Below are 20,784 nucleotides of genomic sequence, written 5' to 3'. Positions count from 1 at the left end.
TTTTGAAAAAAGGGTAGACAAGCCCTTTTTTTTCTGCTATAATAAGTATATAAAGTGAAAGGGGATAATAAGAATGAGTAGAACAGCAAAAGTAATAACAATGGTAGTAATAACCTCCACTATAATAGGTGGTATGAGTGTTTATAAAAAAATAAGTAACAGAATAAAAGAATTAGAGAGTAAGGTAGTTCAAGTCGAAAGTGAAAATGGCTATTTGTTTAAGCAAACACAAGAAATGAACTCAGAACTGGTAACTTTAGAAAAAGAAAAAGGCTCACTTAAACATCAATTAGAGGAGTCAAACAAACATTTGGAAAAAGTAAAGGAGTTACTCTCCAAAAAGAATAAAGAGAAGCAAAGAGCAGTGCAAACAACAACTAACAATAACAAAGTAGTTAGCAGAGGTGGAGTAGAATATAGAAAATATATATTTGAAGCTACTGGATATGCTCCTAATGACCCTAGAGCAAAAGATGGTATGGAATTCCAAGGTAATAGAAATGTTACAGCAAGTGGTATGAGACCAGGACTAGGAGTATTTGCAATAGACAACAGTTGGATAAAGTTTGGAACAAAGATTAAGGTTAAAATGCCCGATGGAAGTTTCAGAACTGGAGTAGCTGGTGATACTGGAGGAGCTATAAAAGGAAACAAGATAGATATTTATTTTAATACATTGGCAGAAGCCAACAAATTTGGTAGAAGGAAAGTAGAAGTATACTTGGAGGTAAAATAAGATGGGAAATTTTGAGATGGAATATTTAATAAGAGAGAAGATAGTGAGAACAATAAACAAGAGAACTAACGAGGTTATAACAACAATAGGGATTAACTATGGTGTAGTAGAAGAAAATGTTGGAGATGTGGAAATAGAATTATTTAAAAAAGGAATAATGCTAAGCATAGAGCAAGATGATAACAATAGATATGTAATAGCTAAGAAAGATGGAGAAGAAGTATTGGCTTATAAAATTGTTATAGAACTAGATAACATAACAGTAGTAAAAGTAAAGGGGTAGTAATATGAGATTGAGCAAATGTTATGGAGAGGAATGTTTAAAGACTGATAAAAAGTGGGACAAGTCCCAGTTGGTAAAAGATGGTGGTAAAAACTACTGCCCTTCTTGTTACCAAATTAGAAGACAGTTTGTTGAAGAGAGAACAAAATTGTTTGAGTATATTAAGGTAATATTTGATATTCCTTATGTTACTCCAATGATACAAAAACAAGCTAACAATTTTCAAGAGAAATATAACATAAGTTATAGAGAACAAAGATTAACTCTAAACTATATGGTTAATAGATTGAAAATGAAATTAGATTTAAAATATGGTATTACTTTAATAGGCAACTATCATCTACAAATGGTACAAGCTTATAAAGAGTTGCAAGAAAAACAAAAACAAATAGCTAAATTTGAGATAAAGAAACAAGAAGTTCAAGTAGCTGTTGCAACTAAGAGAAAGAAAAATAATAATTTAAAACAAATAGATATGTCTATTTTTGATTAAGGGGAGAGAATTATGAACGAATTTAAGAGAGAACCAATCCAAGCTTTAGAGAATAAACACGTTGTAGCTTCAATTATAGGAAGTGTATGTAAAAAATGCTCATTACTGAGAGAAACAAACATAAGTATAAAGGTAGATTTCTTCAATAGCAAACTATTCAAGATAGTGTTTAGTGCTATTAACAATATGGTTGATTCAGATTACACACTTATGAGTATAACTTCTAAAGATATAGCTAACTATTTAGGAGCATATCCTAATCAATTAGAGTATTTTTTACAGAATAAAGGAATAGAGTTTGTAGATAGCTGCATAGAGTTAGCTAACATTGAAACATTTAGTATCAACTACAACAAACTTAGAAAAAATGCTCTATTAAAACATTATTATGACAACTTAGTAGATATTAGAACACTATTTGATTATGAAAAAGCTCAATATGATTTCTTATATGCAGAAAAGATAAGTAAAAAGCTAGAGAGTATGTCAGAGCAAGAGATAGTGGAACACTTTAAATTGCAAAATGCTAAAACAAATGAAGGTTGGGACTTCCCTGGAGAGATACCTAACTTTAATGTTAAGGAAGAAATCAAAGGCTTCTTCTCAAGAAAGAAAGAAGAACCAAGTATTGGATTACCGTTCCAAAATCTAAAATATAATAATTTAATGTTAGGTATGCAACCAGGAAGATTTTTATTAAGGTCAGCTGATACAGGGTGTGTAGATGCTAATACAGAATACTTCAATGGTAAGGGTTGGACTAGGATAGCAGATTATGATGGTGGTATGGTAATGCAATACACTAAAGATGGCAAAGGGGAGATGGTTCTTCCAGAAAGATATATCAAAGAAGAGTGTGAAGATATGTTTGAGCTTAAAACCAAATATGGAGTACACCAAGTAGTTTCAGAGGACCATGATTTAGCAATAGCTAGAGGAGAATCATTTAACAAATTAGAAAAAATGCCATTTACTGAATTTAGAGAAAGACACGAAAAAGCAAAAAACGGATTCACAGCAAAATTCTTTACAACTTTTAATCATAGTGGAGAAGGGATTGAACTAACTGATGAGGAAATCAGAGTAATGGTAATGGTTATTGCAGATGGTAGTTTTATGAACAAGACTGATAATAGATGTAGAGTTAATCTTAAGAAACAGAGAAAGAAAGAGAGATTAGAGCTTCTGTTAAAAGAAGCAAATATAGAGTGGAAAACTTGTAAGAGTTCAGAAGGCTACACTGCTTATTTATTCCACGCTCCTAAAAAACACAAATACTATGGAGAATACTGGTATGGTTGCAACGATTCGCAACTTAATGTTATTTGGAGTGAAGTAATGGAGTGGGATGGAAGTAAAGGTAATGGCAACAGAATAGGAAGTTTCTCAACTACTATCAAAGAAAGTGCAGATTTCATACAATATTGTGCAACGACTAGAGGATTTAGAGCCTCGATAAAATTAGATGATAGAAGAGGAAAAGTAAAAAAAGGGACAAGCTATATCACAAAAAGCATAACATATAATGTGGCTTTTACAAGTAGAACTAAATGTTCTATGAAATCAAATACTAAAGCTCCAATAACACCAGTTAAATCTAGTGATGGGTATAAATATTGTTTCACTGTTCCAAGTGGTATGTTAGTGTTAAGATATAACAATACAATTAATATTACTGGAAATTGTGGTAAATCAAGAACAATGATGGCAGATGCAGCATACTTAGCTTGTGAAGAATGGTATGATTTTAATAAGGGTTGGATTGATAACGGCAAGAGCGAAGATGTATTATATATCTCAACAGAGTTAGAAAAGGAAGAGATACTTACAATGTTCTTAGCTAGTGTATCTGGAATAGAAACATCAGTTATTAACAAAGGTAACTTTACACCACAAGAGGTTCAAAGATTAAATAAAGCAGAAGAAGTGTTAACTAAAGCCAATATATTTGTAGAAGAAATAGAGGATTTCAGTGTTAGAGATATAGAGGAAATAATAGAAAAGCATATAGTTGAGCACAATATAAAAGTAGTATTTTTTGATTATTTACAAATTGTTCCAAAAATGAATAAGTATTATAATGATTTATATGGTATGCAACTAAGAGGAGATGAGATGCTTTGTATGTTTGCTCAAACTCTTAAGCAACTAGCTAAAAAGTATCAAGTATATATGGTTTCTTCAACTCAACTTTCGAGAGGTGAAGGATACGGTTCAACTAGACTTGCAGGAGGTAAGGCAACTGCAAATAAAGTAGATACTGGAATTATACTTACAAACTTAAATGAAGACTTTATGAAAAAGATAAGACCTATATTAGATAGCCCAGATACTAATTATAAAGAGCCAGATTATGTACATTGTGTATATAAAAACAGATTAGGGTTAAAACTAATATATATATTTACAAAAATGAATCTTGGTAATTGTAGAGAAGAAGTTTGTTTCTGTACTGATTATAACTTCAATCTTAAAGAGATACCAGATTTAATAATAAAGAAAGGTGATGACGGAGCTTGTATATAGAAGATGTCAAACATTTAGTTGAGTTTTGGAGAGGTAAACCAAGTTGTGATTTTAAATACTGGAGTAGAAATACTCTAGTAAACAACTTGTTGAAGAAACAAGGCTATAATACGAATAAAGTTAATAGAGAACGAATGAATAACATATTAAAAGAATTGTATCCAAATGGAATAAAATAGTTGACTTTCTCACCAACTTAGTATATAATATAGTTATGCTAGAAAAAAGGTTGGTGGGAGAATGAAAGCTAAAGATTTAGTTGAAGCTTTAACTGAGACAGATATAATTCTATTATTAACAGAATTAGGAGCTGAACCACAAAAACTTAATAACTATATTCAATCTAAGACTATATGTCATGGAGGAGATAGTAGAAAACTAGTGTATTATGATGATAAGAAGGTGTTCACGTGCTATACAGGGTGTGAGCAACCTAATTTCAATATTATAGACTTAGTAATAAAGGTAAAAGGATTAAGCTTTTACGAGACTTTATTATGGGTGTGTAATATTGTGGGCATAACTGACACTAGTTTTTCTAATTTAACTACTCAAGAGGATTTAAGTTTTTTGGACAAGCTAAAGAGTAAAAAGTATGAAGAGAAAAAGGTTAAAGTTTATGATGCAACAGTATTAAATGATTTTAAAGAGTTGTATTATGAAGGTTGGTTAGAAGAAGGAATAACTTATAGTACAATGAAGAAGTTTGGTATCAGATTTTGTTCAGAACGTTTCAGAATTGTAATTCCTAACTTTAATGTACAAGGTGAGTTAGTAGGAATAAGAGTACGTAACTTAGTTAGAGGAAAGAATAACGAAGTGTCAAAATACCTACCCTTATTTTACGAAAATAATGATTATAGCTTCCCTTCTAATAGCATACTGTATGGTGTTTATGAGAATAAATGCGATATTGTTAAGTATAAAAGTGCGATTTTATTTGAGGGAGAAAAGTCAGTTTTGAAGCTACACAGTTATACTTCTTATCCAAGCATAGGGGTAGCAACATATGGAACTAAGATTTCAGAAGAACAAATTAGGATGTTAAGAAAAATGGGGGTAGAAAATGTAATAATAGCATATGATAAAGAGTTTGAGACTGGTGATAAAACAATGGAACTGATTCAAGCTAAGAAACTTAGGGCAACTATAGTAGACAAGCTTAGGAATGAGTTTAATGTAAGTATCTTATGGGACAACAAACATAACTTATTAGAGTTAAAAGATTCCCCAGTGGATAAAGGTGAAGAAGTGTTTAAAGAATTAATGAAAAATAGAATTAATATAATTTAGGAGTGATTATTATGAAAATGAAATGTGAAGTAAAAAGTGGACAAGGTATTGTTAAAGGAATATTAGATTTATATTTAAATAAAGAGGAGCAATTATTATTAGCAAATCCTCAAATTGAAGATATGGTTACAGTAGACAAGATGTACAATGGGAGAGCAGCAGTAGATATGTATAAGAAGCATATTGAGTTAGGAAGTACAATTGTAAATTTACAAGATGTGGATGTCGATGGAGTATCTTCATCAGCTCAACTGGTAATAATGAATCCAAATATAATAACAGTCTTCCATAGTGGTAAGCAACATGGAATAGAGGATTTAAAGGCTTTTGAGTTGATAAAGTCTCATAATCCTAACCTAGTGATACTTCCAGACTCAAGTACAAATGATGTTAAGCAATTAGAAGAGTTAACAAGTATGGGGATAGATGTTATAATATTAGACCACCACGATATAGAAAATAATAATGAGTTGAGATATGATAGTAACAAGAGAATATGCCTAGTTAATCCTAAGGACAGAAGAAATAGATGGGCTAGTGAAGAACTTACTGGAGCTGGTTTAACGTTTATATTTGTATCTGCTTTAGCTACAGAAGAAGTAATTAGCAAATGTTCAGTATTAGCTGCACTAGGACAAATAGGAGATTGTAGTGATGTAACTAACAAATATATAAGATATATGATTATGAGAGGCTTACAAAATGTTAAGAGTAATGAGTTTGTTAAACTGTTTGTAGAAGGAATTGATAGAACGGTAGGACCTATGGATTTAAGTTTTGGAATAATTTCTCTAATTAATAGTGTTTGTAGAGTAGGAGATATGCAACATAAAACTAGATTATTTGAAGCTCTGGTAGGTAATGAAGAATTGGCACAAAAGCAAACAGTAATGAAAAGAAGAAAGAATAAAGCAACTAACAAATTTGAAAGAGTTCCAGAAGAACATACTGGTTACGCTTTAATGAAACAACAATTAGAAAAAGTTAAAGCTAAACAAAAGAAATATGTGGACAAGGCTTTACAAGAGATTGAGTTAATAGAAAATGATAAAATAGTAATAGCAGTAGGAGAGGATATAGCTACTCTTTCTGGACTAATAGCTAATAAACTTACTCACTCTTATAATAAACCGAGTTTAGTTTTATCTAAAACAGTAATAGATAATGAAGTGGTTTATAGAGGTTCTGCTAGAAGTAGCGATAAATTAACAGCAGATTTTAATAGATTAACTGCTCAATGGGGAAGTATAAGGTCAATAGGTCATAACAACGCTTTTGGTATAAGTATTAAGGGCAATGAGCTAGAATCATTCATTGACAAGAGTAGGACGATGGAGAGCGAAGAGACAGTATATGAAGTAGCAAACATAGGAAAGAAACCTAGTGCAAAAGTAATAGATGATATAATAGAGAACACTTATTTGTTTGGTGGAAAGATTGAATACCCACTACTTGGGTTAGAGAATACCAACATTTTCACTAATTCAATTAAAGTAAAAGGTTCTATGATTTCTTTTTATAGTAATGGTGTAGAAATGTTCTTATTTAACGCTGACAAAACTCTAATAGAGAAGATAAACTATACTTATAAGAACTCTTTAAGGTTCAATATAGTAGGACAACCTATGAGAAGCTTTATGGGAGGTAACAACTGTATCTTTATACAAGATATAGAGTTACTGGAGGAAGAAGAAGTAGAAGTTGATGATTTCTTTTAAAAAATAGTTGACAAATATTTAGTTGTAGTATAGAATAACAAATGAAATAAAATATAAGAGGTGCTAAAATGACAAAAAAAGTAGTATTAACAACAGAAGAAGAAGTAGTAAAGGAACAATACTTAAGATTAAGTAGATGGGTTGCAAAGAAACATGGAGCAAGTGTGGCAAAAGAATTAAATGATAAGTTTGGTCATTTATTTATAACAGAAAAAAAATAATTTAGAAAAGGAGATAAATTTCTCCTTTTTTTATTGCATTAATTATCCAACTATGATATAATAGATTTTGTAAGGGAGAGTGATATTATGTATAACATACACACACATACTGAACTATCAAACACTAAAAATAAGGATAGTATAAATAAATTGGACAAGGTAGTAAGAACTGCAATAGCAAAAGGATTGAAAGGGATAGCCATTACTGAACATGAATGGTTAGGAGGACATCTAGCTATTGAAAAATACAAGAAAGCAAATGAATTAAATGGATTTAAAATAATGCTAGGGAATGAAATCTATCTAATTAACGATAAAGAAACTCCTAGACATTTCCACTTTATATTGGTAGCTAAGGATGAAATTGGTCATAGACAACTTAGGAGACTGAGTACAAAAGCTTGGGTAGAAGGTTGGCAAGATGGATTCCAGTTTAGAAATTCAACTTATAAATCATTCTTAGAAGAGGTTGTTAATGAGGATAAAGGACATCTTATAGCTTCAACAGCTTGTTTAGGAAGTGAAATAGCTTATCATATACTTAATGGAGATATATATAAAGCTAAAGAGTTTATAAAATGGTGTCAAGGATTGTTTGGAGATGATTTCTACTTAGAGTTACAACCTAACTTTGAAGGAGAACAAACAAGAGTCAATGAAGTGATATTACAATTAGCTAGAGAACTTAATATAAATTATGTAATCACTACTGATGCTCATTATCCAACAAAAGAAGATGCTAAATCACATGAACAGTTTTTAAAGAGTAGAAATGCAGAAAGAGAGGTTGCTAGTTTCTATGCTACAACTTACTTAATGAGTGAAGAAGAGTTATTAGAGTTCTTCCCACAAACAATTATAGATGAAGCAAATAGGACAAGCCAAGAAATAGCAGATAAGGTACAAGAATTTAGTCTAATGAGAAAACAAGTAATGCCACCTGCTAAGATTCCAACAACATATAATTTAGCTCATAAGCTATTTAATAGAGGGATTCAGTTAAATACAGAATATATACAAAAGTTCTTCAATAGTGATTATGAAGTAGACAAGTATTACTTAACACTGTTAGAGGAAGGGTTTAACAGATTAAAAATTGAAATGACAGAAGAGAGAGTATTAAGAGTAGAAGCAGAGTTGAAAGAAATATGGTTAACTTCTGATATATTAGAAGATAGAGTTTCTCAATATTTTGTAGTTATGAAAGACTTGATAGATGAGATATGGAAAGTTTCCATAGTTGCTCCAGGAAGAGGTTCAGCTCCTTGTTACTACACTAACTATTTATTAGATATAACTCAAGTTGATGCAATTAAATATAATTTACCACTTGGTAGATTCTTATCAGCTAAAAGAGCTTCAATGCCAGATAAACTTAATCTTGTCTGGGTAGCATAGTAATATGTTACAAGAAACTTCGTGAACCTATTTGTTATAGGGTGTGCAACTTACGTTTAGGATTACTAGGCAATGAGTAATAGAAGTTGTGCTAACAGGAAAACTCCTATTGGACAATCCTGTGCCAAGCTTAATTGAAGGTGCAGAGACTAAATGTAGGGTAACTATTAACACGTTACTCGAAGTGCGAAGCCCCTAGCACGTAATGGTGAGGGTGAAGATATAGTCCAAGCCCATTTATGGGTATGATAGATTCTGACTTCCAGTCATCTTTAACAGAAGAAATATTTGAAATAATTAGAGAAGCTTATGGTAGAGAGCGTACTTGCAATATAGGTACTCTTACGACACAAGCAACTAGGTCGACTATAATAGATGTAGCAGCAAGTTATGGAATTAGTAGAGATATAGCTTCACTAGTTGCTAATGCTTTTCCTAAAGAGAATAATGTAGAATATACAATGTATGAAGCTTTCTATGGTAAAGGAGATAATCCACCAAGTAGTCATTTTAAAGAAACTATAATAGAAGTATTTGGTTTAGAAACAGAAGAAGAGTTTGAAGAAGTAAAAAACTGTATGCTTGATATTAGAGGTTTAGTTAGTAATAGAAGTAGTCATTCCGCAGGAATTATAATGTTCCCTAAAGAATGTTGGGAGTATACACCATTAATGAGAACCCCAACTGGAACAGTAGCTAGTCAATATACGATGGAAGATGTAGAACTAGTTGGTGGAGTTAAGTATGACATTTTAAAAACAGAGCTACCTGACCTTATGAGAGCAGTTATAAATTTATTATTAGAGAATAAAAAAATAGAATGGAAAGGTAGTTTGAGAGAAACATATCAGTTTTATTTTCATCCAGATAAATTAGAATATAACGACCCTAAGTTATATGAATTATTCTATAAGGGTGAAGTTGTTAACTGTTTCCAGTTTTCCTCGACATTTGGCGAGAGTATATTAAAAAAGTTAAACGCTAGAAACTTTGATGAGTTATGTGCTGCTAATATGCTTATGAGGATTAAAGCAGAAGAGGGGGAACAACCTATTGATAAATATATTAGGTTCAGAGATAATAACAACCTCTGGGAAGAGGAAATGGACAAGCTTAATATTAAAGAAGGAGAGAGAAAGGTTCTTAGAGATATAATTAGCTATTCTTACGGTGTATGCACTTCTCAGGAAGATATAATGACTATAATAAGTGCAGTAGCTAATTATGATGAGACAGAAGCTAATAAGTTCAGAAAATTAGTAGCTAAACAAAAGAAAGAATATCTTGAAACAACTGAGTATGAGAAGTATATTGAAAAAGGATTAGAATTTGGTAGAACAAGAGAGTTCTTAGATTATGTATGGGAATATCAATTCAGACCTTCATTTGATTATTCATTCTCAAAACCACATACCGTAGCCTATACTCTGTGTTCAATGATAGAAGCTTATGTGTGTTATAAGTTTGGTACAATATGGTGGAAAACTGCGTGTTTAACAGTAGATGCAGGAATAACAGAAAGTGGTATAGCTACAACAGATTTTGGTAAAATAGCAATAGCTGCAACTAACTTAAAAGAAGCGATATTACCTCCACACATCAATGAGTCAAAAGTAGGATTTACTCCAAGCTCTGATGGAAAAAGTATTAGATATTCGCTTAAAGGGATAATGGGATTATCTAAAAATGATATTCCAATAATACTAGAACACCAACCATATACAGATGTAAAAGACTTTGTTACAAGAACTAAGTTAAGTTTAAAGAAATGTATTGCTATTGCTAAGAGTGGAGCGTTTGATTGCTTTGGAGATAGAAAAAAATGTTTAATGGAAGTAGTTAGACTATTAACACCTCAAGTTAAGAGTGTGGGGATTTCGCAACTGAATGAACTGCTAAAACTTACTAAAATAGACAACCATTTTAAAGCAATTCAACTTTATAGAATTAAACAAATGTGTCTTAGTAAGAAGAAAAAGAAACTTGAGAGCCAAACAATTGTTAAAATGGCTAAGTATATTGATGAAAATCACGTAGGAATTAGCTATGATTTTGATGACAAGGGTCAATTAGTGATAGAAGAAAAGAGTTTTGAAAAAGTGTATGATTCTTATATTGAACCACTAAAATTAGAACTAAAAGATGAGAAGTATTTACAACTAATCAACAGAGCAAGACTCAATAATACTTGGAGAGAAGAATGTCTAGGAACAACTGCTAGATGGGAGATGCAATCATTAAATATGTACTTTGGGGATAATGAAATAGATAGTATCCCATTCCACAAATACTTCAGTATAAAGAGATTTAGTGAGATGACTGTTAAGCCAGAAGGCAAGTATAAGAAAACTAAAAATGGCAACATAATATTTATACCAGTAACAACTCATATGGCTGGTGTAGTTATTAACAAGAATATAGATAAAGGTTTGATTACACTACTAACTTCTGATGGGGTAGTAACAACTAGAATACCTAGAAGTAAGATAAAATACTATGATGAGAATGAGTTTGAAATAATCAATGGTGCTAAGAAGATAAAGACTAGAGGTTGGTTTGAGAAGGGCACTATATTGGTTGTAGAAGGGTTTAGAGATGGAGATATGTTTATAAATAGAAAGTCTTATAGCAGTAATCATTCAGTAGTTAAGGTTTTAAAATACACACAAGAGGATTGTGAGCTACAAACAGAAAAGTTTAAATAAATTGAAAAAGGAGTAGACAAGCTCCTTTTTTTAATGTATAATAAATATATAATAAAAAATAAAGGAGAGAGTATTATGAAAAAATATGAATTATTAGAAAGAGAAGAAAATGGGCTATGCAGAGTAAGAGCATTAAAAGATTTTGGAAATGTTAAAAAAGGTGATATTGGAGGATATATAGAAAAAATGGAGAATTTATCTCAATGCGGAAATGCTTGGGTTTATGGAGAAGCTAAGGTTTATGGTAATGCCGAGGTTTCTGGAAATTCTGAGGTTTATGAAAATGCTAAGGTTTATGGAAATGCCGAGGTTTATGAAAATGCTAAGGTTTATGGAAATGCTAGGGTTAGTGGAAAAGCTTGGGTTTATGGTGATGCCAGTGTTTGTGGAGAATCTTGGGTTTCTAGAGAAGTTTATATTGATAGTGGTAAAATAACTGGTAGAATTTGTAAAGAATATGAGTCTGTCTTATTTATTCAAACCCCAACTAGATTAATTACTATATATAAAGACTTAAAAGGGGTCCAAAGATGTAACATAGGTTGCCAAAATGGAATGACATTAGAACAACTAGAACAAAGAATACAAGAAGATGGTGGAATGGAGCCACATAGACAGCAATATATAGATTTAATGAAACAAATAAGATTATAAAAACTGAATAATATGTATAATATAAAATGCACATTTTATTAGTGGTTCTGAGTGAGAAAAACGGAGTATTTGGGAGTATGAGCGAGTATTCGAGAGCAAATATAACGTAAATTCAAAAATTCAAGATTAATTGCTATTTTGTGCATTTTTTCCTATAATAGTGTATAAATATTAATCAAGGAGGAATAAATATGAATAAAGATTGGAATGTGCCTTTAACAACTCAAGATAAGTATATTGGAGATAATAAGTTCCCATATAAGTTCTATGTATCAATCGTGCTAAACAGTAAGCATAATATTGGAGAGGACCATAGGTTTATATATTTGAGTGATTTAAAGGATAATAAGGATAATATATGTGATGAGCTAGGAATAAAGAAAAGCACCTTCTACTCAAGTCTAAACAGATTAAAAGAAGAAGCAGAGTTAGTAAAAGCTATTAAAGTAGGAGAAGAAATAGTCTTAAAACTATATCATAAAGATAAGTACGGTAGGTCGTTTGTTACTATTCCATATTCTAAGCTAAGAAAAATGGCTGATGTAAATAGTAAGATACTGATTAAAACTTATATTGTTTTAAAATACTCTATCAAGAAAAATGAAACGAAGAGGGTTACTAATGAGTGGTTAAGTAAAAAGATTGGAATTTCTAATACAAGCAAGAGATTGATAAGGAACTGCTTAGATGAGTTAAAGGAAAAAGGTTATATAGATTACTGGGCTAGAAAAGAAAGAGATGAAAACGGTGAGTGGATTACGTATAGAGCTATCACAATGTTAGATTGATTATAGGGGGCGAAATGCCCTCTTTTTCTATAAGGACAAATTATACATCCTCTGGACAAAAAGGAGAATCCTCTAGGTATACTACTTAAAAATAAACTTTCCAATTTTATGCCTTTTCAGTCCAATTCTGTGCCTTTTCAGTCCAATTTTATGCCTTCTTAGTCCAATAATATGCCCCTTAAATAGATAGATAATATATATAGATAACATAGATAGATAACATAGATAGATAAAGCAGCAAAAACAAGTATGTTTTAGCTAAAAATTTTTCTTTAAACAATATATAAATAAGTGTTGACTTTATATGAGACAAGCATTATAATAAGTATATAAGGTAAAGAAAGGGGAGATAGTAATGAAGACATTAGGAAGAATAGTTATATCAGTGTTATTGGTAGTAACTTTTTTAAAAACTTCAACAAGCTTTGGTTTAGAGTTAGTATTCTATATGATATTAGCTAGTATATTATTAAGTATAACTTTTTGTACAATGAAATAGGACAAGCAATAATAAATAAAAAGGGGATAGAGAAATGAATTATAATGAGAAATTAAATCAAGAGATTTTAGCAGAGATAAACAGAGGGGATATAACAAGAGGTAGAGAGTTAGTAGAGAACAACACAATGTTAATATATAAGGTATGTAATAAATATGGTTATAAGTTTGAATCTACACTATATGAGATAGATGATTTATTCGGATACTGTTGTTTAAAGATATTAAAAGCTATTGAGAACTCTGTTAAAAGAGAGGTAGAATTTGATATTAAAACACTTATAGGAGGCACTACTCATTTTGCTTGTAAGAGATTCTTTACAGAATATGATATTAAAGGTGGTAGATTATCTGCTGGTACTTTATTATCTGTTGAGATAGCTAAGTACAGATTATTGGTGAATGATAATCCCCATATAACAGATGAAGAAGCAATGAAGGAGTTAGGAGTAGGGATAAGAAAGTTAAACAATATGAAGAGTGCTATACACTCTAGTATGAGTATTAATGCTCCAATAAGCGTTAGTGGAAAAGAAATTGAATTAGGTTCAGTATTAGAAGATAAGCAAAGTTATTTCAATTTTAATGATAATACCCATATAATATTTGAATCTCTGGATGTGTTAAACGAAAAAGAAAGACAAGTAATAGAGTTGTTCTATCTTAAAGGGTATACTCAAGATGAGACAGCAGAAGCTATGGGTATAAAGAGAGGATATGTTAATAGGCTTAGTGGTATAGCTAGAACAAAGATGTTGAGATGGTTTAAGATGAAAAACATAAAGTTTATAGATTTAGTTTAGAGGGGGACAACCTCTCTTTTTTGTTGTTGATTTTTATATGTTATTATATAATACCCCAGCAATGTACAATCAATTTTAAATACTAGTGAAAAATTATTTTTTTTAATGTGTGCCTAGAACAAATACCCCCCCATCAAAATCAAAAACTCAAAATTTTTTGGCTTTTTTTTTGGAAAAACCCTATATAGCAGTTTTCAAAAAAGTTTTTTGATTCTAGAAAAAATTCTAGTTTTTGTTGAAAAAGTTCTGAAAATATTTTTGTTTTTCCTCCAAAAAAATTTGAAAAAAGTTGAAGAAAAAATTTGAAAAAACCTAGGAAAAATTCAGAAAAAAATTGAAAATTCCCATCAAATTTCAGAGAAAAAAAATTTTGAAATTCAGTTGAAAAAACCAAGTAGAAGTTTTGAAAAAAGTTGAAAGAAAAAAACTTTTGAAATTCTGATTAAAAGTTTGAAAATTCCCCTAGAAAAAAAGTTTGAAAAAATTATTTTGATTGAAAAAAGTTTTGGATAACAAAAAAACCTAGAAATTTTGTTCTAAGTTTTTGAAAAATTTTTTGAAGTTTTTGAGAAGAAGTTTTTGAAGTTTGCTCCCCCTCCCCACCATATGGCACTACAACGACTCTGCTCTACACACGTACACGCGCACGTACGCGCGAGTTTTGTGAGTCTCCCAAGCTTTCTGTAAAACTCGGTGGAAGATTTTTTTGATTTTTTTACAACAAGTCTAACCTTATATTATATCACAAACACCCCCACGTTGTCAACCCCTTTTTTCACATTTTTTCAGAATTTTTTTTATTTTTTTGAAAAATACCTCTAAAGCTAGTAATAACTCCATTTTAGAGGGTAGATTATTTTAATTATCTGCTACAGAAGTGCTGCAGAAGTGCTACTTTCCTTTTCATTCTTATTTATATCTATATTAAAGCGTTGTGTTTCTGCTATGTTTTAATAATATACTTGTCTATCGATAGACTACTACCCCTTTTTGCTAAATAATTAAACTAATCTATTGATAGACTATTATTAGTGATAAATTATTATAGTTTTAATTCCATGTCTCCACATGATTTTTTATTTTTGATATGAGCAGATCCGGAATATTTTTGTGCTGCTACTATATCGCTACAAGCTTTTAAAAGGTTAAAACATTGATTTTATTTTCGCTATATAAAGGAAGTTATTTTTTATATATAAAGGAAGGAAAAGTTTTTTCAATTATTTTTGTAAAAAGTATTGCAATTAGTATATAGATAGTCTATAATAATAAATGTAGCAAGGGACGAAACAAGAAACACTCAATAAGAAGTAGAAACAATGTTTCCAAACAAATTACAAAAAACTTTTAAAAATAGTCTTGACTTAGACTAAAAGAAATGTTACAATATAATCAAGGGTTGAGGGGAAACACTCAATAAGAAGTAGAAACAACTTTAACTCTTACAAAAACAAATTAAAATGAAAAGAGGGTTTAACAATGAAAAAAGTAAGAGAATATCAAATTAACAATATGTTTAAAGAAGAGATGATAACAATAGAAGGGTTTAAAGCTGGTGATAAAATAAAGGTAGTTTGTTCAAGTGATAGCTTTAGAAGACAAAAGATAGGAAAGATATATACTGTGGTTGGAGGTATAAAAAAAGATAATAGAAAATACATTCAAATTAAAGAAAGTGAAACTTTATGGAGGTTAGAGGAGATAGAAAAGGTAATAGAAAACAAGAAACTAGAGGGAAGAGGCACAAGAAAAAATATAACTAAAGCATTTAAAGAAATGTTACAAGGTGAAAAAATCATATTAATAGGAAATGAAGACAACGGGATTTTAATGACTAAAGATAAGTTTGATGAAATGAAAATAGAAATAATGTTTGATAATGGTTATTCAAGTGACTGTCCAATTTTTTACGAAACTTCTTATAGTTGGGGCTATGATTATCCACACTTAACAACAAAGAAGTGGAAAAACTACATTGAAAGAAGTTGGTTCAAAGATATGGTTGAAGAAATAAATTCAAAAAACTTTTAAAAATAGTCTTGACATAGACTAAAAGAAATGTTATACTAAAAGAGTAGTAAGGGGGCTACACTAAAAACCCCTAATAATTTAAAGGCGTTCAAGGGAACGGAAAGAGGTATAAAGATGAATATATTACAATTAAAAAGAGATTTAGGATTAAATGAAGTTCAAAGAGGTTTAGTTAATGTATGTGACTTCTTAGAAAAAGTTGATAACTACGAAATAATGGATTTAGATTTACCTTACACAAAAAACGAAATACTTGAAATGAGATTAGAAGAGGGTAGCGATTTAGGGATTGACGTTGAAAATGAGATAGAGTTAATAAGAATTGAAATGCAAGAAAGTGGGTGCGATATTGAAGAGATAGAACAAACTATCAACAATATTGGAACAATATCGGAACTTGAGGAACAATTGAGCTTATGGAATTTAACAACTAGAGATTTAGATATGAGCATTGATGATATATTAGACTATGACACAAAAGAGAACGAAGACAAAGAAGAGTATATTAACTACCTTGAGGAAACAGGGTTAATTAGTGAAGTTGAAGGGCACAATACTTATAATTGGGCTAGTAATTTAAGCAATGAAATTCAATTTACAGTTTATGAAAAAGAGACATATGGGGTTGTAGTAGCTTTTAGAGTACATTTATTTGGAGATGTTAGGGCGAACTATTCTGATATAATGTTAATTGAGTTAGATACTAAAGAAAGTTTTTTTGAGTTGTTAGGTGAAACAACAACTAGTTTCGAAATTGAAGTAGAAGGGGAAACGTATAGAGTAAGCACCGACGGACTATGTGAAGGTGGTATGTACTATATTGACGGTATAGAAAGAGAGGTATATATAAGCGATATTGAAGGCGATACAGAAATAATTGATATAATAAAAGAATACACAAATTAATTTTACTTAGTACACTTTAATTAGTGTACTAGAATAAGATTAATTATCTTAAAATAATAATAAGAGGTGTAAAGAAATGAACAGAACAAATAGTAAAATAGTGATAGAAAAGGTAAGAGGGCATATATTGGACTTATTAGACGATAGAGGCTTACAAGGTGTTAGGGAAGAGATAGAAAGCATTAAAGACGGTAGAAGAATAGTATACGATATACAAGCGTGTAAACATTGGATAGAGGGAGGTAGCTTATTAATATATAACTATGATATGACACAATTTTTAAAAGAGTTAGATTTATTTAAGTGTAACAATATTGAAGAACCTTTTGACCTATATGTTTATCTTTGTAGCAGGGAACTTTGTAAGATGATAGAAGGGGTTTAAATTTTACTTAGCTTACTTTAATTAGTAAGCTAGAATAAGATTTAAAAATCTAATAATTAAAAAAAGGTGGTTTTAACAATGAAACAAAATAATGAATTAAAAGCAAAGGAATTATTCTACAACTTTAAAGAAGGGAAAAAGGCTATTGAAAACGAACTTAATTTTAACACGATATTACTAGTTGATGAGATGAGCGTTGAAGTAAGAAAGGTTATAAAGAGAATAGAAAGTAATACAGAATTAAAGTTTAATTGCAATTACGTATATCACCACGAAGGACAAAGGAAAGGAAATTGGGATTATACAGCCGACTCTTTCACTTGCAAAGCTAACAAAGACGGTTCTTTAAAAGTAAGCACATTGGAATTTGATAGAAATAAACATAGTAAATGCAAGACTGTTATAAGCTTTAGACTAGAAAAGGAATTAAGCAAAACAGAACTTTACTTATTACAAAGTCTATTTAGTGAAGTTAAAAATGTGAGTGCAACAAGTTATTTTAAATTTGGTGACGGAAAAGTTAATTTTGATATTATCAAAAAATGGTAGGGCGATAATATGAAGGATATAAGTATTTTAAAGTATGTACAATACTGTAAGGATAGAGGGTTAAAACCTTCTTTCCTTAATAACTTAAAAGAGTTCATAATTATAAGCAATAAGGGGGCGTAATAGTATGTATTATAATATATATTGGAGAATTAAAGGTGAAAAAGAAGTGTGTTATGGTGTGGTTGAAATGAATACAACTTTAATTCATAGAGTAAAAGAAGAGTTTATAACAAACAATCCTTTTGATATAGAAATTATTAAAATTGTAGTAGAATAATTAAAGAGGTAGAACAAATGGTTAAAATAGAAGGTTATAAAGATTATTATATAGACGTGTATGGGATAGTGTATAAAGAACTTAAAGACGGTTTAAGGGTATGTATTCCAACAAACACAAAACAGATAAGACTAGTTAGATTAGATAATACAACAACAAAGAAGACTATTAAACAGCTAATGATTAAGGCATTTGAGTTAAAAGAAGACGTCGTGTATTTAGACGGAAACAGTGATAACAATATGATAGATAATTTAGTAAGTCTGAAAGAGTTAAGAGAAGAGTATATAAATAAAGAGGGTTAACGCCTTCTTTTTTTGTGCATTTAAATCCGGATCCGTTCGTGATTTTTTATTTTTTGATACAAGGGGATCCGGAATATTTTTTATTTTTTTCTTATAAACTATTGACTTTAGCCTAAATATAGCTTATTATTAGTACATAAGATAAATTAAAGCGTTCAAGGGAACGGAAAGAGGTATAAAATGAAAAAGGTAAAAATGGAAAACATAGCAATTGCAATATTTGTAGCAGGTTGGGTATTAATTACTCTTATGAATTTAACAATAGATAAGAAAATAAACAAAGTTGTAACAATCAACAATACTGTAATAGAAGGAGTTGAAAGAGTTCATGTTACAACAACGGATATGAAAAGTGATTTCTTTACAGTTGCTAAACACGATAACATAGAAATTGAAGAAGGGATTGTTAAAGCAACGAGAGAAGACGGGACTGCAACAATAGTAAAAGTAAAAGAAGTAAGATTAATGTTATCAGACGGGACTAGAGATACAGTGTTTAAAAATGGAGGGAAGTAATAATGAAAAAGGTTAGAATGATATGGATATTAGTATTTTGGGTATTGAGCGTTTGGAGCAACGGAAACTTAAATTTTACAACTACTTTAGTCTTAGCGATAATAACAATGTTCCCATTTATGGGCGATATAATTAAGATTACTAAAGCTTTAATGAAGGGGGGATTCTAAAATGAGATTATTAGCTTTTATATTAACTTTTACATTGTTTCCAGTTTTCAATATTAGTAATGTATTAGAATTTAAGTTAAATAAAGATATAATTGAGCTTGACGACAGAATAACAATAGAGGAATTGGAGGAAGAAACGATAAAAGTTACTAATAGAATATTTACAATAAATGAAAACTACATTGAAAAATATGAGGGTGTAGAAGGTGCTGTCGGGTTAGCTTACTTCAACAACAATTATGAAAGTTTCACAATGATAGTTGAAGTATATGACGACTTACTTTTTGATTTAGATACTTATTACCACGAATTAGCCCATTGCATTGACTTCTATTTTAATATAAGTAATGAATTTACTAAAACACTTATACATGAGTCTTATAAATTGTTTAAAGAAGAAAATGGACTTGAACACGCTTTATCTGATAATATGGAATACTTTGCAAGTTGGTACGCTAGTTTTAGAATGTATCCTAATCAAACAAAATTACAGTCACAAGCAACTTACAAATACTTAAATGAATATATAAACTTAGATAAATACTTATTAGAATATAATTTAAAGAATATAATAGAATATAACGTGTACTTATAGAAGGTTAATAGCCTTCTTTTTTTGTTTTAAAAACAAAAAGATCCGGAATATTTTTCTTGTTTTATCTCCCTCCAATATACTACATATCTATAACTTAATATTAATCTACTTTAATTCGACGCTTTATATTGGATTATAAGGCGTTCTATTTATGTTAGTATACATATATCATTACTAAATATATAATCGTCTTATATCGTCTTGTATAGCTTTATATAAGTGTAGTGCTGTATAAGTAGTGTTACATATAGAGTATATATAGAGGTAGTATATAGTATATAGCATATATAACGCCCTATATATATGTAGTCTTGTATAGTAGTGTTAGTAGAATAAAGGTGGCATATAAAAGGTAGGGTCAATAATACTGGAGGTAATAAAGGTAAGGGTATAAAAGGTAGGATTAAATAATAATAGATTTAATTTAGGATATTGTATTTATAGTATGTAGTATATAGCTATTGTATATAGCTGTATGGTGGGTAGTGTACTAGGGTATACATAGTAGTATGTATAGTTGTTATGTAGTTATTGTATATATTGTTGTTGTATTAGTTGTTAGTGTTGTATGTATATAGTTGTTATGTAGTTGTTGTATATAGTTGTGTATACTACTCACCACCACACCACCACACCTATACCTATACCTTACACACCTACCTACCCACGCCTCCCCCTCCCTCCCCTCCCCTCCCGTCCCGTCGGTGGTACTATGTAGTTGTTAGTGTTGTTGTATTAGTTGTTATTTATTTATTATTATTATGTTTGTGTGGTTGTTGACTCACTATACTAGCATTGTTATATATATAGTATAACATATGGTATATATGCCACAATATATAGTGTATATAGTATCGAGATACACCCACATATGGTATATGTAAGACCACCCCCCTACTCTTATATAAAAAAATAAAAATTTCCTTACAAT

The 20,784-nt window shown here is 30.2% G+C and carries 22 protein-coding genes; all 22 read left to right on the top strand.

All coding sequences use genetic code 11. From position 1 onward, the window contains the following. Positions 1 to 73: 73 nt before the first annotated feature. The 22 genes from ACRC28_RS18570 to ACRC28_RS18465 all read left to right on the top strand — a co-directional run bounded on the left by ACRC28_RS18570 (position 74) and on the right by ACRC28_RS18465 (position 19,853). A complete protein-coding gene (locus ACRC28_RS18570; protein WP_438544941.1) occupies positions 74 to 736 on the top strand; it encodes a 3D domain-containing protein in 663 nt (220 codons plus the stop codon). A 1-nt stretch (position 737) separates the two neighbouring features. Continuing rightward, positions 738 to 1,019: a hypothetical protein gene (locus tag ACRC28_RS18565; protein ID WP_438544940.1), complete on the top strand. Its 282-nt coding sequence runs from the start codon at positions 738 to 740 to the stop codon at positions 1,017 to 1,019. 4 nt (positions 1,020 to 1,023) lie between these two features. Beyond that, complete coding sequence (locus ACRC28_RS18560; RefSeq protein ID WP_438544939.1) at positions 1,024 to 1,512, top strand: hypothetical protein; 489 nt, start codon at positions 1,024 to 1,026, stop codon at positions 1,510 to 1,512. A gap of 12 nt (positions 1,513 to 1,524) precedes the next feature. Next, positions 1,525 to 4,038 carry a DnaB-like helicase C-terminal domain-containing protein gene (locus ACRC28_RS18555; protein WP_438544938.1) on the top strand — a complete coding sequence of 838 codons (2,514 nt, stop codon included), beginning with the start codon at positions 1,525 to 1,527 and terminating at the stop codon, positions 4,036 to 4,038. 240 nt (positions 4,039 to 4,278) lie between these two features. Then, positions 4,279 to 5,331, top strand: coding sequence for a toprim domain-containing protein (locus ACRC28_RS18550; RefSeq protein WP_438544937.1), 1,053 nt, complete (start codon positions 4,279 to 4,281; stop codon positions 5,329 to 5,331). Between the two features lie 11 nt (positions 5,332 to 5,342). Then, complete coding sequence (locus tag ACRC28_RS18545) at positions 5,343 to 7,049, top strand: DHH family phosphoesterase (RefSeq protein ID WP_438544936.1); 1,707 nt, start codon at positions 5,343 to 5,345, stop codon at positions 7,047 to 7,049. A gap of 68 nt (positions 7,050 to 7,117) precedes the next feature. After that, entirely contained in the window at positions 7,118 to 7,270 is a 153-nt protein-coding gene (locus ACRC28_RS18540; RefSeq protein ID WP_438544935.1) for a hypothetical protein, read from the top strand. 87 nt (positions 7,271 to 7,357) lie between these two features. Continuing rightward, positions 7,358 to 8,668, top strand: a complete 1,311-nt coding sequence (locus ACRC28_RS18535; protein WP_438544934.1) for a PHP domain-containing protein — start codon at positions 7,358 to 7,360, stop codon at positions 8,666 to 8,668. Positions 8,669 to 8,907: 239 nt separating this feature from the next. Further along, entirely contained in the window at positions 8,908 to 11,373 is a 2,466-nt protein-coding gene (locus ACRC28_RS18530; RefSeq protein ID WP_438544933.1) for a helix-hairpin-helix domain-containing protein, read from the top strand. A gap of 75 nt (positions 11,374 to 11,448) precedes the next feature. Further along, on the top strand, positions 11,449 to 12,027 hold the full coding sequence (locus ACRC28_RS18525; protein WP_438544932.1) for a hypothetical protein: 579 nt from the start codon (positions 11,449 to 11,451) through the stop codon (positions 12,025 to 12,027). Between the two features lie 191 nt (positions 12,028 to 12,218). Beyond that, positions 12,219 to 12,815, top strand: a complete 597-nt coding sequence (locus tag ACRC28_RS18520) for a hypothetical protein (protein WP_438544931.1) — start codon at positions 12,219 to 12,221, stop codon at positions 12,813 to 12,815. Between the two features lie 355 nt (positions 12,816 to 13,170). After that, on the top strand, positions 13,171 to 13,314 hold the full coding sequence (locus ACRC28_RS18515) for a hypothetical protein (protein WP_438544930.1): 144 nt from the start codon (positions 13,171 to 13,173) through the stop codon (positions 13,312 to 13,314). Between the two features lie 34 nt (positions 13,315 to 13,348). Beyond that, positions 13,349 to 14,116, top strand: a complete 768-nt coding sequence (locus ACRC28_RS18510) for a sigma-70 family RNA polymerase sigma factor (RefSeq protein WP_438544929.1) — start codon at positions 13,349 to 13,351, stop codon at positions 14,114 to 14,116. Positions 14,117 to 15,595: 1,479 nt separating this feature from the next. Continuing rightward, complete coding sequence (locus ACRC28_RS18505) at positions 15,596 to 16,147, top strand: hypothetical protein (RefSeq protein WP_438544928.1); 552 nt, start codon at positions 15,596 to 15,598, stop codon at positions 16,145 to 16,147. Between the two features lie 114 nt (positions 16,148 to 16,261). Next, positions 16,262 to 17,053 (top strand): hypothetical protein, encoded by a 792-nt coding sequence (locus ACRC28_RS18500; RefSeq protein ID WP_438544927.1) that lies wholly within the window; start codon positions 16,262 to 16,264, stop codon positions 17,051 to 17,053. Between the two features lie 76 nt (positions 17,054 to 17,129). Next, positions 17,130 to 17,438, top strand: coding sequence for a hypothetical protein (locus ACRC28_RS18495; protein WP_438544926.1), 309 nt, complete (start codon positions 17,130 to 17,132; stop codon positions 17,436 to 17,438). Positions 17,439 to 17,516: 78 nt separating this feature from the next. Beyond that, positions 17,517 to 17,987, top strand: a complete 471-nt coding sequence (locus ACRC28_RS18490; RefSeq protein ID WP_438544925.1) for a hypothetical protein — start codon at positions 17,517 to 17,519, stop codon at positions 17,985 to 17,987. Positions 17,988 to 18,114: 127 nt separating this feature from the next. Next, complete coding sequence (locus ACRC28_RS18485; protein WP_438544924.1) at positions 18,115 to 18,267, top strand: hypothetical protein; 153 nt, start codon at positions 18,115 to 18,117, stop codon at positions 18,265 to 18,267. 17 nt (positions 18,268 to 18,284) lie between these two features. Then, positions 18,285 to 18,572 carry a hypothetical protein gene (locus tag ACRC28_RS18480; protein WP_438544923.1) on the top strand — a complete coding sequence of 96 codons (288 nt, stop codon included), beginning with the start codon at positions 18,285 to 18,287 and terminating at the stop codon, positions 18,570 to 18,572. Between the two features lie 180 nt (positions 18,573 to 18,752). Further along, entirely contained in the window at positions 18,753 to 19,088 is a 336-nt protein-coding gene (locus ACRC28_RS18475; RefSeq protein ID WP_438544922.1) for a hypothetical protein, read from the top strand. A gap of 2 nt (positions 19,089 to 19,090) precedes the next feature. Beyond that, positions 19,091 to 19,258: a hypothetical protein gene (locus ACRC28_RS18470; RefSeq protein ID WP_438544921.1), complete on the top strand. Its 168-nt coding sequence runs from the start codon at positions 19,091 to 19,093 to the stop codon at positions 19,256 to 19,258. 1 nt (position 19,259) lies between these two features. Continuing rightward, positions 19,260 to 19,853: a hypothetical protein gene (locus ACRC28_RS18465; RefSeq protein ID WP_438544920.1), complete on the top strand. Its 594-nt coding sequence runs from the start codon at positions 19,260 to 19,262 to the stop codon at positions 19,851 to 19,853. Positions 19,854 to 20,784: the final 931 nt, after the last annotated feature.

This window comes from Clostridium sp. (assembly GCF_051650885.1).
In the GTDB taxonomy this organism is placed as follows: Bacteria; Bacillota; Clostridia; order Clostridiales; family Clostridiaceae; genus Clostridium.
The sequence above is the reverse complement of the archived record's forward strand: the minus strand, read 5'-3'. Positions and strand labels throughout refer to the sequence as shown.